The sequence below is a fragment of the bacterium genome (assembly GCA_024224155.1).
Classification (GTDB): Bacteria; Acidobacteriota; Thermoanaerobaculia; order Multivoradales; family JAHEKO01; genus CALZIK01.
Window position 1 is genome coordinate 1 of record JAAENP010000395.1, and the last position, 15590, is coordinate 15590.

A 15590-nucleotide genomic window follows, 5' to 3' on the forward strand; every position below is an offset into this window, starting at 1 on the left:
TGGACGAGCGAGAGGTTGGGCTGAAGGTGGCGGAAGTGGAACGCCAGGAAGCGGTCGGCGACGTCAAGGAGGGAACTGTGCCGGAAGCACTGGCCGACACCGGACTCAGCGCGCAGGTGGCCGACGACATCTACTATCTGACCTCTCTGGCCAAGTTCGACGACCGCTTCGTGATCCCGGCCGCGCACCGCGAGCAGGCCATCGAGATGATGGAGTTCACCGGCGACGCCAGAGGCAGAATGGGTCTCGGTTTCAGGAGCGGCACGGCCGAGAGGGGATCGTGAACATGTCGAGGTTCGCTCACTACGAGTTGCTCGCCGAGCTCTTCGAGTATCCGGCGCGGGACTATCCGGCTCGAATCCGGGTGCTCCAAGACACTCTCGCCGACCGCTACCCGCTGGCCGACGACAAGCTCGGCAGCTTTGCGAGGGCCTTGCCGGGAGCGCACGAGAGCCTCTCGAATGAAGAGCTCGACGAGATGCAGGAGATCTTCACGCGGTCCTTCGACGTGCAGTCGATCACCACCTTGAGCGTCGGCTACATCATGTTCGGAGACGACTACAAGCGGGGCGAGCTTCTGGTGAATCTGAACCGCGAGCAGCGCGAAGCGGGCATCGAAGGCGGCAGCGAGCTTTCCGACCACCTACCCAAGGTCCTGCGCTTGATCGCCCGGTGGCGCGATGAGGAGATGGTCGTCGAGCTCGTGGAAGAGATCCTGCACCCGGCTCTCGTGAGGATGATCGAGGAGTTCGACAGCCAACGCATGAAACAGCGCAACAAGCTCTACAAAAAGCACTTCAAGACCTTGATCGCCTCTTCCGCCCGGCGGGGTGCGATGTACCGCGATGTGCTGGCAGCCGTTGTGGCTGTGCTCGAAGCGGACTTCGGCCTCACCGAGCGCGAGCGGCCGGCGCCCAAGAGTGACTTCCTGCGCTCCATCGACCGCGAACTCCACATAGAAGCCAACGAAAGTCTCCCGGCTGCGCAGGCGCAGCCAGCGGCGGAGCCCCGGATCCACGGGCACCCGGCGCTGGTGAGGAGGACCCGATGAACACGCTCAACACTTTCCTGTACGTCGTTTTTCCGTATGTGGCCGTCGTCGTCTTCGTGGTCGGCACGGTCTACCGGTACCGGCAGAGGGGCTTTACGGTCTCATCGCTCTCCTCGCAGTTTCTCGAGGGGAACAAGCTCTTCTGGGGCAGCGTGCCCTTCCACATCGGACTGCTGGTGCTGTTCGCCGGCCATCTCGTCGCCTTCCTGTTCCCGCGAGCGATTCTCGCTTGGAACAGCGTTCCCGTTCGCCTGCTGATCCTGGAAGTCACGGCCTTCGTGTTCGGATTGAGCGTGCTGTCGAGTCTCTTGGCTCTCATGTTCCGGCGGTTCACCAACGCACGCATCCGCGCGATAACCACCGTAATGGACGTCGCCGTCGAGATCCTGCTGCTGGCTCAGGTCGTGCTCGGATGCTGGATCGCCGTCGTCTATCGCTGGGGCTCGTCATGGTTCGCGGCGGACCTGTCACCCTACCTATGGTCTCTCGTCGGCATGACGCCAGATGCCGACGCGGTCATCGCCTTGCCCCTCCTGATCCGGCTGCACATCGTCGGCGCGTTTCTCATCTTGTTCATGATTCCGTTCACCCGGCTAGTGCACGCCCTGGTCGCGCCGCTGCATTACTTCACACGGCCCTACCAGCAGGTGATGTGGAACTGGGACCGCAAGAAAATCCGCGACCCGCAGACGGCTTGGAGCAAGGCGCGGCCCAGCAACAACTAATGGAGCGTAATCCGTCGTCGGCGGCCGAAGTACGGGCCCTTGAAGAGGAGCTTTCGGCAGCTCGGCGACGCGAGGTCGATCGATCTCGTCCCCGACGTGAGGACCGCGGAGAGAACAGATGAAATCCGGAAACCACGACAAGGCCTGGCCCCACTACTGGGACCCCGAGGACGACACCTTTTGGAATCGCGAGGGCAAAGGTATCGCGCGTCGGAACCTGTGGATCTCGATTCCCAACCTGCTCCTGGGCTTCGCCGTCTGGATCTACTGGGGCATGGTCGCCAAGTACATCCAGCAACTTCACTTCGCCTCCGACGGCGAGCTCTTCAACTTCACCTTCATGAACGCCGGGCAGGCCTACGAGGGTCTCGAATACCGCGCGCTTCTCTTCACGCTACCGGCGGTCGCAGGGCTGGCGGGAGCAACTCTGCGGATCCCCAACTCGTTCATGATCGCGATCTGCGGAGGGCGCAACGTAAAGTTCATGACCAGCCTGTTGCTCATCGTGCCAGCCCTGAGTACGGGCATCGCGCTGCGCGACCCCACGACGCCGTTCTTTGTCTTTATCGTGCTCGCGGCGCTTTCCGGCGTCGGTGGCGGCGCCTTCGCCTCGTCCATGTCCAACATCAGCTTCTTCTTCCCGAAGCGGAAGCAGGGACTGGCGCTTGGTCTGAACGCCGGTCTCGGGAACCTGGGTGTGAGCGTCATGCAGTTCGTGATTCCCTGGGTGATCACGTTCCGCGTCTTCGGACCCCTGAGCGGCGATCCCTACGAGTTTGCCGCCGATGGCGTCGCAAAGCAGCTGTGGATCCAAAACGCAGGCCTGATCTGGGTGCCGATTCTCGCCCTATTCGTGGTCCTGGCGTTCCTGTTCATGAACAACCTCCCCTTCCACAAGTGTGGGCCGACGCCGGTCGCGGTCGGAAAGTACCTGTGGCTCACCATCTTAGGGCTGGTCGGCGCGGCGACCGGCATCACTCTGCTGATCCTGCCCTGGGGCGCCTTCCCTGTGGTTCTGAAGACTTTCATCGTCGTCGTAGCAGCAGTGGTCGTCACCCTGACCGCCATGCGGTATCTGACACCGAACGAGACGCGCAAGAATCTCCATGAGCAGTTCGGGATCTTCAAGTTGAAGCACAACTGGGTCATGACCTATCTCTACGTCATGACCTTCGGCTCCTTTATCGGTTACGCCAACGCCTTTCCGAAACTGATCGACGACGTGTTCGGGGTTATCCGTGTGGGCGAGCAAGCGGGTGAGCCGACCGGCCTGAGCTCGGCCGCGTTCATCTGGATCGGCGCCGGCGTGGGAGCACTCATCCGCCCCGTGGGAGGGTGGCTGTCGGACAGGCTCGGAGGCGCCCGAGTCACCCAGTGGGACACGGTCATCATGGTCGCGTCGACGATCGGCGCCGGCTACGTCGTCTCCCTCGCCATGAAGTCGCCCGAGCCGGCGAAGTACTTTCCCGCCTTCCTGATGCTTTTCATCGTTCTGTTTGCGACGACGGGCATCGGCAACGGTTCCACCTTTCGAATGATCGGTGTCATCTTCGCGAAAGACGTACGCGGGCCGGTGCTCGGCTGGACGTCAGCCATCGCGGCGTACGGCGCCTACCTCATCCCCAAGATCTTCGCCACCCAGATCCAGGCGGGCACGCCCCAGAACGCGTTGTACGGATTTGCCGCGTACTACGCCACCTGCCTGGCGCTCAACTGGTGGTACTACGCCCGCAAGAACGCGGAGGTGTCGTGCTGACCGAGCTCAGGCAAGCAAGCGAGCGAACAACGTCATGAAGGAGAAAGCACTAGCGTGGCAGGTCCTCGCTCTCAATACGATCGCCTTTACCGTCTGCTTCGCCTGTTGGATGCTCAACGGCGTGCTGGTGACCTTCCTGGTAGAGAACGGGATCTTCGAGTGGGACGCGGCCCAGATTGGTACGTTGATCGGCATCCCGGTTCTCACCGGCTCGATTATGAGACTGCCCGTGGGCATGCTCACCGACCGCTTCGGCGGGCGCCCGGTCTACGCGACGCTGATGCTTCTGTGTGCGGTTCCAATGTACTTGTTGAGCCGCGTTGACTCCTATTCTGGCTACCTGCTCGCGAGTCTGGGCTTCGGCCTCACCGGAGCCTCGTTCGCGGTGGGCATCGCCTTCTCCTCGGTTTGGTTTCGCAGAGAGCAGCAGGGAACGGCCCTGGGGATCTTCGGTGCGGGCAACGCCGGGGCGGCTCTGACCGTCATGGGAGCGCCCGCGGTCCTGAGGAAGCTGACGAACGGAGGCCGGGACCTGGAAGGGTGGCGAGACCTCCCGGTCTATTACGCCGTCCTGCTCGTCGTGATGGCGATCGTTTTCTACCTGTTCACCAAAAACAGGAAGCCGGAGACCGCCTCGCAACGAACTTTCCTACAGATGCTCCGACCGCTGAGGAACGTGCGCGTATGGCGATTCGGCCTGTACTACTTCCTGGTTTTCGGCGGCTTCGTCGCTCTGGCTCAGTGGCTCGTGCCCTACTACGTCAATGTGTACTCGATGTCGATTGTGACGGCCGGCCTGCTGACCTCGATCTTCTCGTTGCCGTCAGGCGTCATCCGCGCCCTGGGCGGCTATCTGTCGGATCGGGTCGGCGCCCGCACGGTGATGTACTGGATTCTGGGAACGACCGCGCTCTGCTGCGCAGCCTTGTTCTTTCCCAAGATGGAGATCGAGTCGACGGGAAGCGGAGTCATGGCTCGTAGGAGCGGCACCGTTAGCGCAGTGTCTGACACTCACGTCCAAGTGGGGGAAGACACCTACGCGCTCGAGTCCGAAGAGGCGATGCAGATCGATGAAGCGCAGACTCACCTCTTGCCGGTCATCCGCTCCTGGCACGTGCCGGCGGTCGAGGTCGGGCAGACGGTCGCGAAGCGTCATCTGCTCGCCAGGGGAGTCACCAACATCTTTTTCCAGGCCAACGTCTGGGTGTTCACCGCGCTGGTGTTCGTGATCGGCATCGCCATGGGAATCGGCAAGGCGGCGGTATACAAATACATCCCCGACTACTTCCCTACCGAGGTCGGCGTCGTCGGAGGAATGGTCGGGGTCCTGGGCGGGCTAGGGGGTTTCTTCTGCCCCATCATCTTCGGCTATCTGCTCAAAGGCATCGGGCTCTGGACCACGACCTGGGTCTTCTTCTTTTTCGTGACGATGGTGTGTCTCATCTGGCTCCATATCACCGTGAGGGGAATTTCCAGGAGGGAGACCGCCATCGAGGCTCCGGAGATGCCAACTTTCGACGGCGGCGGCTAGCCGACAAACGCCACAAGAGTTCTGGAGGACGAACGCCATGCTCGAATTCAACCGCGTCCTGATCCCTGTCGACTTCTCGGACCATTCAAAGAGATCGCTCGAGGCCTGCTCGAAGATCTTCTCCGAGCAGCATACGCGGGAGTTCCACTTCGTTTACGTCTGGCGTCCACCGTCGGACGCTGTCACGTGGGACGACCCCCAGGCGGAACTGGAGCAGAAGCTCGCCGAGTTCACGGCCGGCTTCTCTCACAGCGGTGAGTACGTATGCAGGAACCAATTCCTCTCCGGGCATCCGGCGATCCAGATCTGCAAATACGCCCGCGAGCACAAGTGCGACCTGATCGTGCTCTCCACGCACGGAAGGACTGGGCTGAGCCATCTGTTCATTGGCTCCACGGCCGAACAGGTCGTGCGGCACGCCCCCTGCGCTGTTCTCACCCTGCCCGTACCACGCGTGAAGTAGAACCGGCGCCGGACCCCGAGGGTCCGAACTCGCCCCCGGGAAGCATCGCTTGAGTCACGTCGTCCCGACTGCGGTTCATCATGTGGGTCTCGTCGGGTTTGTCGCTTCACCGAAGGCCTGGCGAACCAGGCTGAAGTGGCGGAACCAGGTTACGACGGTGTTTAAACTGGCGATCGTTGGGGACACCATGTCTGGGTCTTCTTTCCTCGTCGCAGCAGACTCCTTTAAAGCATTTGCAGTAGGAGCTCCGAGCCCTGCGAGAAGCCGCGGTCTCGGGCGCAAGCCCCCTTTACTTCCGACGCTTCCGCTTGCGGCGTTCGACCTCAAGCTGTCCGAGGGAACCAAGGCAAGCGCGCCGTAGATCCCCTGGCGAGAGATCATCGGCATGCGGAATCGTCTGGTTCACGGCTACGCCTCGGTGGACCACGACATCGTCTGGGATGTCGTTGCGGGCGACCTGACCGAGGTCATCGACTCCCTCGAAGAACCGTTCGCGGACAGCTCGGCCTCCGACTGAGCGCGCGGTGACGCCTCACTAACGAGGATGATGGTACGCACAGTCCGTTCTTTCTGATCACGGGGCTCGCTCTTTGACGTGTCGTGCCGTGCGATGATCGGCCGAGTCCGATTCCGCAATGACGGCGTCCGCCTCGATCTCGATCAGCATCTCGGGATCGATGAGGGTTCTGATTTCGACCATCGTGGTGGTTGGCGGACAATTGGCAAAGACCTCGCCATGGGCTCGGCCGAACTCCTCCCACCGCGAGACATCGGTCACGAACATCCTTGTGCGGACGACGTTGGATAGGTTAGCGCCGAGCGAGAGTCGGCGTGATCTTAAGCCGGATTTCCCAGATGGGAGGCTGAATCGGGCACAATGAACCCTGGATCAGGCGCATGAACAAAGGCTTTCCTGGCTTTCGGCGCGCCCAAATCGGGAGAATCTGATGGGTGAAAGAGGGAAAGGCGTTCTCAGAGTCGTTTTCGACCGCAGCCTGAAGCTGGAGCTCCACGGTTCCAACGTCACCAGCGATGCCGGTCTCCTGGCGTACCGAGAACTCGACGAGGCACTGGGACTGACCGTGATGGCGGCGGGCGTCTTGGCCGAGTGGAGGACGGGGAGCAACACCCAACACAGCCTGGTGGCGCTGTTGCGGCAGTCGGTGTTCAGCCGCCTGGCGGGATACGAGGACACCAACGATGCGGAGCGGCTGGCGGTGGACCCCGCCATGCGCCATGTCGTCGGCGGTCGGGCCAAGGAGCGCAACGCCGCATCGACCAGTCAGATGAGCCGGTTCGAGACGACGGTCCTCACGCAGCTAGAGAACCTGGGAGCCTTGATGGATCTACCGGGGGAGTGGATCGACCGGCTGCGGCAGCGCAAGCCGAAGCGCGAGATCATCCTCGACCTGGACAGCTCGGTGAGCGAGACCTACGGCCGACAGGAGGGCTCCGCCTACAACGGTCACTTTCGCTGCAGCTGCTACCACCCGCTCCAGTTCGGAGACCTGGAGCGGGCGGTGCTGCGCGAGGGCAACGTCCACAGCGCCGACGACTGGCGCTCGGTGCTCGAGCCGGTGGTGGCTCGCTACCGTGAGGAGAAGCTCCGACGCTTCTTCCGAGGCGACGCCGCCTTCGCCAACCCGGACGTCTACCGCTTCCTGGAGCAGGAAGGATTCCTCTACGCCATCCGCCTGCCGGCCAATCGGGCTCCTCGTCCTCTCGACCGCTCCCCAATTGAACGTCGGGCAGCGGCCCTCTACCGCGGCCTGCCCCGAGGCATCGCCCGGCGACGCCGGCAACGGAGTCTCAGCCGCCAGGCCGACATCCGCTGCACCGAGAAGCAGCAACAGGCTAACGAGGATTGGTCTGCCGGTCCATATCCAGACCTCCTCAAAAGTCGATTCCTGTGCCTTACATAAGAGAAAACGAGAAGGAAGCCGGATCGGGGCCATCCGATACGACCTTGGCCCGGAGCGGTAGCCGCACTTTGGGAACCTGCCATTCGAGACCGCAACCACGTAGCTCTCGGTTGATCAAGAAGATCCGTGGCCCCTTTCACTCTCGGTAGCCGTTTATGAAAGGGGAGGCTATTTACGATGAGTCAAGTCGCTAAAGTCAGTTTCTCTGCACGAGACGCCGGGCACAGCAACCGCCCGGGTAAGGCGAGAACCTGGAGGCCAGGCCACATTGCCAATCCCGAACCCACCGGCTAGGCTGATGACAAGCCTGCTCAATCTGTCGGCTGCGAACCTATGGCGCAAAGCGGCGATCAGAGTGTCGACATCACACGGCTCCTGGAAGAGTGGCGGGAGGGGGACCGGGAGGCGGCCAATCACATTTTCCCACTGGTCTACCGGGAGCTTCGCGCCATGGCGCACCGCCAGCTCGCCCGCCGCGTTCCCGGTGACAGCCTGGTGACCACGGCTTTGGTGCACGAGGCCTATCTCAAGCTGGTGGATAGAAGCCGCGCTTCGTTCAACGACCGCGGACACTTCTTCGCCGTCGCCGCCCGAGTGATGCGCCAGATCCTGGTCGACCAGGCACGCAAGCGAACCTCCCAGAAGCGCGGCGGTAGGGAACGCAAGATCACCCTCGAGGAGGGGAAGGTGCCGCTCAGCGAGCGAGCGGCCGAGGTGGTCGCCCTCGACGAGGCGCTGATCCGGTTGGAGACTCTCGAGCCGCGGCTGGGCCGGGTCGTGGAACTCCGCTTCTTCGGCGGACTCTCGGTGGATGAGGCCGCTGAGGCCCTCGACATCTCGCCCAGGACGGTCAAACGTGACTGGCGCAGGGCCCGGATTATTCTTCATCGGGAGCTGAGCAGGGAGGTGGTCTCATGAGCGACTCGGTCGACAAGGGCCGGTGGCGTCGAATCGCGGCACTCCTGGACGAGCTGCTGGAGTTGCCAGAGAGCGAGCGGCCAGCGCGCCTCGCGGCACTGTGTGAGGACGACGCCGAGCTGCGCGCCGAGATCGAAGCGCTCTTGGAGGTGGAAGGGCGGACTGGACTCCTCGACGTCCCCGCCGAGGACTATCTGGCAAGCCTGATCCAGGAGGCGGAGGAGAAGACAGGGCGCGACAAAGCCGGAGTTGACGCAGCGCTCAGACCGGGGTCCGGCTCGACCAGCTCGCGCCCATCCGAAACCGCCAATGCCCGTTTCCTGCCGGGGACTCTACTGGATGGGCGCTACCGGATCGTCAACCGTGTGGGTCGAGGAGGAATGGGCGAGGTGTTCCGGGCCGACGACTTGAAGCTGGGTCAGGCGGTGGCGCTCAAGTTCTTGTCCGAACGGCTGGCAAGCGGTGAAGAGCTCAAGGCGCGGTTCCTCAGCGAGGTCAAACTGGCGCGGCAGGTGGCCCATCCCAACGTCTGCCGGGTTTACGACGTCGGCGAGACAGACGGGCAGCTCTATCTGTCGATGGAGTTCATCGAAGGCGAGGACCTGTCGTCTTTGCTCAAGCGCATCGGCCGGCTGCCACGCGAGAAGGCGGTCCAGATCGCCCAGCAGCTCTGCGCGGGGCTGGCAGCGGCTCACGCAGAGGGGATCCTGCATCGGGACTTGAAGCCTGCCAACGTGATGCTGGACGAGCGGGGCCGGGTGCGGATCACCGACTTCGGGCTGGCGGGACTGGCGGAAGAGATCGAGGGTGCGGAGGTCATGTCGGGAACGCCAGCTTATATGTCACCGGAGCAGCTGGCGGGGCAAGGAGTCTCAGTCCAAAGCGACCTCTACGCCCTGGGATTGCTCCTCTACGAGCTCTTCACCGGCAAGCGGCCGTTCGAGGGGAGAAGCCGGGATGAGGTGCGCCAGGCGCGAGAGAGGACACCGTCGACGCCGTCGAGTCATGTCTCGGGAATCGACCCGACCGTAGAGCGGGTGATTCTACGTTGTCTTGAAAAGGACCCGGGAGAAAGGCCGGCCTCGGCGTTCGAAGTGGCCACCGCGCTGCCAGGCGGAGATCCCTTGGCCGCCGCTCTGGCGGCCGGGGAAACCCCTTCGCCCGAGATGGTCGCCGCGGCGGGGCCGGACGGGAGGTTGCGACCCAGAGCGGTCGGCCTGTTGCTGGTCGCGATAGCGGCGATGCTCGGCACCGCGGCCTACCTCGCCCCGAAATCATCGCTGATCGGCCTGGTACCGCTGGAGAAGCCGGTCGCGGCCCTGGTGGATGACGCCCGCGAGATGCTGGCCGGCCTAGGCTACGACGAGCCACCCGTAGACCACGCCTACTTTCTTAGCGCGGACAGGGACTACCGGCGCTATCTGATGACCACCGATCGCACGCCGGCGCGCTGGCAGCCGCTCGCGACACCGGGGCAGGTCGCCTTTCGTTTCGAGTACCGGCAGAGCCCCGAGCCGCTCGGGCCCCTTGGTCAGACTGGACAAGTCACGGAGGACGATCCGCCGGCGAAGGAGGGAGACATCTTGGTGGTCACCGATCTTCGCGGCAGATTGCGGTCTCTGCGCGTGGTTCCGCCGGCCACCTCAGGATCGGACCCGGCGTCGTCCTCACCCGACTGGCCGGCGCTGTTCGACGCCGCCGGGTTGGATATCGGTCAGTTCCAGCCGACGACACCGACGCGCCAGCCTCGGACCTTCGCCCAGGTGCGAGCCGCTTGGCTCGGAGTCCTTCCGGAGGTGGAGCTTCCCGTCCGGATCGAGGCGGCGGCCACCGGGGGACGGCCCACCCTCTTCGAGTGCATCCTGCCGTCCTCCCCGAACTGGATCGAGCCAGGATCGGACGCTGGTCCCGAAGCTGCGACCGGCGGTCTGACGGGCTTCCCGCTGATCCTCTGGCGCGCGATGTTGCTGGCGATGCTCGTTCTGCCCGTGTTCCTGGCGGCGCGCAACCTCCGGCTCGGGCGATCGGATCGCCGCGGAGCCAATCGCTTCGCGGCCGGAGTGTTCACCTTCAGGATGCTCTGGTGGTTCTTCGCAGGCCATCACATTCCCCGCCTTGACTACGAGCTCTTCCTGCTGGGCAATGCGGTGGCCCGCAGCCTCTTCGTCGCGGTCATGGCCTGGCTGTTCTACTTGGCCATCGAGTCCCACACGCGCCGCCTCTGGCCCAGGATTCTCATCTCGTGGAGCCGCTTGCTCGCGGGCCGGGTGCGGGATCCCCTGGTCGGGCGGCACCTCCTGATGGGCGTTGCTTGGGGCCTGCTCATCGTTCTGCCCGCGCGAGAGCTCTATTTCCTCATCCCTCGGTGGCTCGGCTGGCCGGATCCGCCGCGGCCGATAGGCCACCCCTTCTGGCCCTTCTTCGCTCCCACCACGGATCCTCTCCTTGGCACCCGTATCGCTCTCGGCGCCGTCGCCTCGAGCCTGATGGGCGCACTCTGGGCCTCCTTGGCGGGCCTGTCGGTCCTGATCGGCCTGCTCGCCTTGGTTCGAAGGAAGTGGATCGCACTGCCGCTCTTCGTGCTGTTTATGGGGCCCAATATGCCCACGGCGCAAATCAGCGGCCACTCCTGGCTCGGAATAACGATCGGGATCCTGATGGGAGTTCTGCTCTGCTGGATCTTTGTCCGGTTTGGCCTGCTGGCCACGGTCACCAGCTGGTTCACGCTGTTTGTCTTCCTTGTGTTCCCGATCACGGTGGACCCCGCCGCTCCCTACTTCGGTACGTCGCTTTTCGCCCTCGCGATCGTGGCCGCTCTGGCCGGGTTTGGGGCATGGACTTCGATCGGCGGGCGACCGGTCGCGGTGAAGGCGGGCTGAGCCTAGAGGTCAAGATGCGAATGACTCCGATCGTTGCCCGTCCTGACGCCGTCGCTTCGTAGTTCTCCACCCCCCTGTTCGCTCTCGCGATCCTCGCCGCGCTGGCCGCATACGGTTGCCGGATCTCGATGGGCGTGCGCCGGCCGGGTTCGGACTGGGCGATCGGGGCGAGTCCGTAACTCCAGAGCTGATCTCACTGCTGCCAGGAGCGGGCACCGCGGACCCGATCGGGGCAGGGATTGGCATGGCCGCCCCGGGGAATTCGCTCGCGATGGCCCCGATCGAAGGTGAACTGCGTTCTTCCTTAATGAGAGCAGTGGATTCGACTTCGAATGGGATGCCGGATGCAAAACACTTCGTTGACTCATGAAATGGGCGGGGCGCGCAACTGGGGCCTGGCGACGTCGTTGCGCTCTCGAGCCAAGGAGGTGCGTATGCGCCAAGGGGTTGTCTTTGTACTTCTGGTGTGTGTCGGTCTTCCCGCCTGGGCCGGAGAACGACCGGTCGCGGTGTCGCCGGGTAGTCAATCCAGCGTCCCCGTCGTCGAGGCACGCTGCCCTGCGTTCAGCTGGGGAAGTGCGCCCGATGCCGCCTTCTACGAGCTTGAGGTCTACCACCTGGCCGAGTCAGGTGAAGCCGAGCCCATCGTGCGCCAGAGAATCCACGGTTCGGCCTCTTCGTGGACTCCGGCTTTTGGGCAATGCCTGGTCGCTGGAGGTCGCTACGCCTGGTCGATTCGCGCGGTTCGCGCAGAGAACGCAGGCGGCAGCTCCGAATGGTCGGAACCGAGTCTGTTTGAGGTCGCTACGGGGCCGACCGAATCCGAGTTCGAGGCGGCTCTGGCGCTCGTGCGACGGGTTCTTTCCGGCGACGCGAACGGTGAAGGGTACTCAGACGCAGCCGCTGACATCGAAACCGCGTCGGGCGCCGGCCCCGTGGCTGAGTCTCCCGAGGAATCGCCTGTGGCTCCCGTGATCGAGTCGGCGCAACTGAGCGTTGACGGCAGAGTGGTCGCCGGTTCGTTCACCGGCGACGAAACGGCCACCTCAGCCGCCGACAGCAACACCCTCGATGGCATCGATTCCTGGTTCGCTAGCTATCCGACCTCCGACGGCTTCTCTGACGTGACTTCACACAACACCCCTTAAACCCTAACCAATTAAGGAAATCGAGATTATGAAACTTTACTCCCGAACTCTCTCCGCGACACCTCTCGCCGCCGTCTGCATAGGCCAGCCCCGTGACGCCAACTCACAAGACCCTCACCAGGCTCTTCGCTTGGAGCATCTGGAACGTCCGGCGCGCCGAAGGGAGGGCGTTATGAGGAGATCTCGGAGTTTTGCCGCGCTTCTTGTTGTTGCAGGTGTCGGCCTGGCCTTCGGTGCTGCCCCGGCGGCCGCGCAGGGGCGGCCTGAGCCTGAGGGAGTCCAGTGGTCGCTCGGGCTCGGTGTCATCTCGTCGCCCCGACCGTATGTCGGCGCCGACAACCGGATCAGTGTAATCCCGTTGCTCGATCTGGAGTACAAGCGCTTCTACTTCCGTGGCATTCTGGCCGGTTTTCAACTCATCGAGAGCGAACACTTCAGCCTGGACATCATCGGACGCGGGCAGTTTGCCGGCTACGAGGAGGATGACTCCAGCTTCCTCGCCGGAATGGAGGAACGACGCGAGACGATCGAGGTGGGTCTCTCGGCCGCCTGGGAGCTCGGTGCCTTGGAGCTCGAGGCCACGGTCGCCGCCGATACGCTCGGTCGCAGCGAAGGCGCTCAGGCCAGCTTGGAACTGACCTGGAGCAAGGAGTTCGGTCGCGGCAAGGGCGGGCTGTTTCCGGGAGTCGGCGTGATCTGGCAGGACGCCGACTTCATTGACTACTACGCCGGCGTCGAGCCCGAGGAGGCCCGGCCCGGTCGACCGGCCTTCGAAAGCAGCTCCGCGCTCAACCTCGGTGCCGGCCTGCTCGGATTCTTCAAGGTGACGGATCGGATCCGATTTGTCGGGCTGGCGCGAGTGGAACGGCTTTCCAGCGAGTACGAGGAGAGCCCGATCATCGACTCCCGCTGGGGCTATTTCGGCCTGGTCGCCCTCACCTACGAGTTCTGACTCCGGCAGCTGTCGACTGCAGCGGTGATTCCTGCTTCAATGGCCAAACAGCATCGAGCCCTGTCTGCAAGACGACTGCTGCGCTTTCTCTTGATACTCGTCCTATCAATGCTTGTCATCGTTCTGGTTGCAGTCGCCGGCTTGTTCACCTACGAACCTTCACCGACGGAGGGCTTAGGCTTCAGCTCGGCGGGGAAGACGATTCTGCTTTCGGATGGCCGCACCTTGGCCTACCTGGAAACCGGGGATTCCGAGGGCCGGCCTGTCTTCCTCTTCCATGGGGGACCAGGCTCGCGTCTCGAGGGACTCCACTTCGACGAGCTCAACCAGCGGTTGGGAATCCGGATGATCGTCCCGGATCGCCCGGGCTACGGGCTGTCCGACTACAAGGAGGATCGTACGTATCTCGACTGGCCGGAAGACGTCGGGGAGCTCGCGGACCAGCTAGGCGTCGACCGCTTTGCGGTGCTGGGCTGGAGCTCCGGCGGCCCGCATGCGGCCGCTGCGGCACACGGGATCCCTGAGCGCATCACGGTAGCCGTCATCGCGGCTGGAGAGGGCCCGTACACCAGCGACGATTTTCCCCGGGGCGTGCTGACCGGGGACACCTTCGGCGGCTCCCGGATCAACAGACTGTTCATCTGGAGCGCGAACAACGGTCCGTGGCTGATACGAGCTCTCTCGAGGATAATGAGAATCGCCGTCTTCCGCGATCCTGTCGGCCTGGCGGAGAGTTCCGGCGACACGAGTCTGTCTGCGAAAGACAAGCAGTTCTTCAAGCGCCGCGAGTACGGTGCAGAACTGGTCGAGGCGTTTCGCCAGGGTGCCGAAGGCATAACGCGCGACCTCACAATCGAGCGCCGCGACTGGCCGTTCGAGCTCGAGGATATCCATGCCCCAAGGGTCTTGGTCTTCCATGGTGAGGAAGACGTTCTGGTGGACCCGATAATCGCTGGATATGTGTGCGGCCGCATCCCGTCCTGCGACGAGCCGACGATCTACCCGGGTGAGGGCCACTCGGTCGTGTATTACCGCTACGAGGAGATTATCCAGGCCATGCTCGAAGCCTGGAAGTGATGCGGACCCCCACACAGGGAGGGGCCATGTGGCAGAAGCGAGACATCGTGCGCGCGGGCGTGGCGATCATCGTGACAATGGCCGGAGGGCGACTTCGAGAGCCCCGCGCGGAGCTTCCCGACTAAGAACGGGACGTCCTGAGTGCGTCCCGTCCCACCCTTCTCCCGCGCGGGGCCTGCGGGGCGCGACAACTTTCCCGGCACCGCCGCCCTGCTGGTGCGAGCCCCCGCGGTGGATCGGCCGCGGGGGGGACAGTTTTCACATGCCGAGACTCGCCGGCTTGCCAAAGAAGGGGAGGGGAGGCCGCCTACGCGGCGGCCTCGAGCTCGGAGTCCGGAGCGATCGCTTCGAGAAGCTCGTGGCTCACGCGCTGGATGCGTCCGAGGGATGCGGCGAGGGTTGCGGTGGTGCCGTCGTAGCCGAGGATGTAGTCGGAGCTGGCGGTGATGCCTTCGAGGCCCACCGCGTCGGAAACGACGCTAGCGACCGCTTGCGCGTCGGTCTCGCGAATCGTCTTTGACCCGGATTTCCCAGATTGAAGTCCAAATCAGGCACAATGAACCCTGGATCAGGCCCATGAACAAAGGCTTTCCTCGGCTCCACCGCGAGCCAATCGGGAGAATCTGATGGGTGAAAGCGGAAAAGGCGCTGTCCGAGTGGTTTTCGACCGTCGCCTGAAGCTCGAGTTCCACGGTTCCAAGGTCACCAGCGATGCCGGTCTCCTGGCCTATCGGGAACTCGACGAGGCGTTGGGGCTCACCGTCACGGCGGCCGGCGGTTTGACCGACTGGAGGATCGGGCGCAACAGCCAACACAGCATGGTGGCCTTGTTGCGGCAATCGGTGTTCAGCCGCCTGGCGGGATACGAAGACACCAACGATGCGGAGCGGCTGGCGGTGGACCCCGCCATGCGCCATGTCGTTGGCGGCAGGGCAAAGGAGCGCAACGCCGCCTCGACCAGTCAGATGGGCCGGTTCGAGACGGCGGTCCTCACGCGGCCGGAGAACCTCGAAGCCTTGACGGATCTATCGGGGAGGTGGATCGACCGCCTGCGGCAGCGCAAGCCGAAGCGCGAGATCATCCTCGACCTGGACAGCTCGGTGAGCGAGACCTACGGCCGACAGGAGGGCTCCGCCTACAACGGTCACTTTCGCTGCAGCTGCTACCA

At 63.7% G+C, this 15590-nt stretch carries 16 protein-coding genes; 14 read left to right on the forward strand and 2 right to left on the reverse strand.

What is annotated here, in order from left to right; translation table 11 throughout:
- Positions 1 to 35: 35 nt before the first annotated feature.
- From GY769_19875 to GY769_19905, 7 genes are all read left to right on the forward strand, one after another.
- Positions 36 to 284, forward strand: coding sequence for a hypothetical protein (locus GY769_19875; protein ID MCP4204180.1), 249 nt, complete (start codon positions 36 to 38; stop codon positions 282 to 284).
- A gap of 2 nt (positions 285 to 286) precedes the next feature.
- Positions 287 to 1051: a hypothetical protein gene (locus GY769_19880; protein ID MCP4204181.1), complete on the forward strand. Its 765-nt coding sequence runs from the start codon at positions 287 to 289 to the stop codon at positions 1049 to 1051.
- Complete coding sequence (gene narI / locus GY769_19885) at positions 1048 to 1776, forward strand: respiratory nitrate reductase subunit gamma (protein ID MCP4204182.1); 729 nt, start codon at positions 1048 to 1050, stop codon at positions 1774 to 1776. The genes GY769_19880 and narI overlap by 4 nt, the downstream gene beginning before the upstream one ends.
- A 118-nt stretch (positions 1777 to 1894) precedes the next feature.
- On the forward strand, positions 1895 to 3532 hold the full coding sequence (locus GY769_19890) for a NarK/NasA family nitrate transporter (GenBank protein MCP4204183.1): 1638 nt from the start codon (positions 1895 to 1897) through the stop codon (positions 3530 to 3532).
- Positions 3533 to 3566: 34 nt separating this feature from the next.
- Positions 3567 to 5063: a NarK/NasA family nitrate transporter gene (locus GY769_19895; protein ID MCP4204184.1), complete on the forward strand. Its 1497-nt coding sequence runs from the start codon at positions 3567 to 3569 to the stop codon at positions 5061 to 5063.
- A gap of 37 nt (positions 5064 to 5100) precedes the next feature.
- Complete coding sequence (locus tag GY769_19900; protein ID MCP4204185.1) at positions 5101 to 5526, forward strand: universal stress protein; 426 nt, start codon at positions 5101 to 5103, stop codon at positions 5524 to 5526.
- Between the two features lie 385 nt (positions 5527 to 5911).
- Positions 5912 to 6043, forward strand: a complete 132-nt coding sequence (locus GY769_19905) for a DUF86 domain-containing protein (GenBank protein ID MCP4204186.1) — start codon at positions 5912 to 5914, stop codon at positions 6041 to 6043.
- Positions 6044 to 6100: 57 nt separating this feature from the next.
- Here the strand turns inward: GY769_19905 and GY769_19910 are convergent, their stop codons facing one another.
- Complete coding sequence (locus GY769_19910; protein ID MCP4204187.1) at positions 6101 to 6310, reverse strand: hypothetical protein; 210 nt, start codon at positions 6308 to 6310, stop codon at positions 6101 to 6103.
- Positions 6311 to 6473: 163 nt separating this feature from the next.
- Here GY769_19910 and GY769_19915 point away from each other — a divergent pair, with 163 nt between their 5' ends.
- The 6 genes from GY769_19915 to GY769_19940 all read left to right on the forward strand — a co-directional run bounded on the left by GY769_19915 (position 6474) and on the right by GY769_19940 (position 14422).
- Complete coding sequence (locus tag GY769_19915; GenBank protein MCP4204188.1) at positions 6474 to 7448, forward strand: IS1380 family transposase; 975 nt, start codon at positions 6474 to 6476, stop codon at positions 7446 to 7448.
- A 333-nt stretch (positions 7449 to 7781) separates the two neighbouring features.
- On the forward strand, positions 7782 to 8366 hold the full coding sequence (locus GY769_19920) for a sigma-70 family RNA polymerase sigma factor (GenBank protein ID MCP4204189.1): 585 nt from the start codon (positions 7782 to 7784) through the stop codon (positions 8364 to 8366).
- Positions 8363 to 11245: a protein kinase gene (locus tag GY769_19925; GenBank protein ID MCP4204190.1), complete on the forward strand. Its 2883-nt coding sequence runs from the start codon at positions 8363 to 8365 to the stop codon at positions 11243 to 11245. The genes GY769_19920 and GY769_19925 overlap by 4 nt, the downstream gene beginning before the upstream one ends.
- 344 nt (positions 11246 to 11589) lie before the next feature.
- A complete protein-coding gene (locus GY769_19930; protein MCP4204191.1) occupies positions 11590 to 12393 on the forward strand; it encodes a hypothetical protein in 804 nt (267 codons plus the stop codon).
- A 172-nt stretch (positions 12394 to 12565) separates the two neighbouring features.
- Entirely contained in the window at positions 12566 to 13345 is a 780-nt protein-coding gene (locus GY769_19935; GenBank protein MCP4204192.1) for a MipA/OmpV family protein, read from the forward strand.
- A gap of 108 nt (positions 13346 to 13453) precedes the next feature.
- Positions 13454 to 14422: an alpha/beta hydrolase gene (locus tag GY769_19940; GenBank protein MCP4204193.1), complete on the forward strand. Its 969-nt coding sequence runs from the start codon at positions 13454 to 13456 to the stop codon at positions 14420 to 14422.
- 307 nt (positions 14423 to 14729) lie between these two features.
- Here the strand turns inward: GY769_19940 and GY769_19945 are convergent, their stop codons facing one another.
- Positions 14730 to 14885: a hypothetical protein gene (locus tag GY769_19945; protein ID MCP4204194.1), complete on the reverse strand. Its 156-nt coding sequence runs from the start codon at positions 14883 to 14885 to the stop codon at positions 14730 to 14732.
- A 163-nt stretch (positions 14886 to 15048) separates the two neighbouring features.
- Between GY769_19945 and GY769_19950 the strand changes: the two genes are divergently transcribed.
- Positions 15049 to 15590: IS1380 family transposase (locus tag GY769_19950; GenBank protein ID MCP4204195.1), on the forward strand; the 542-nt coding region annotated here is incomplete at its 3' end.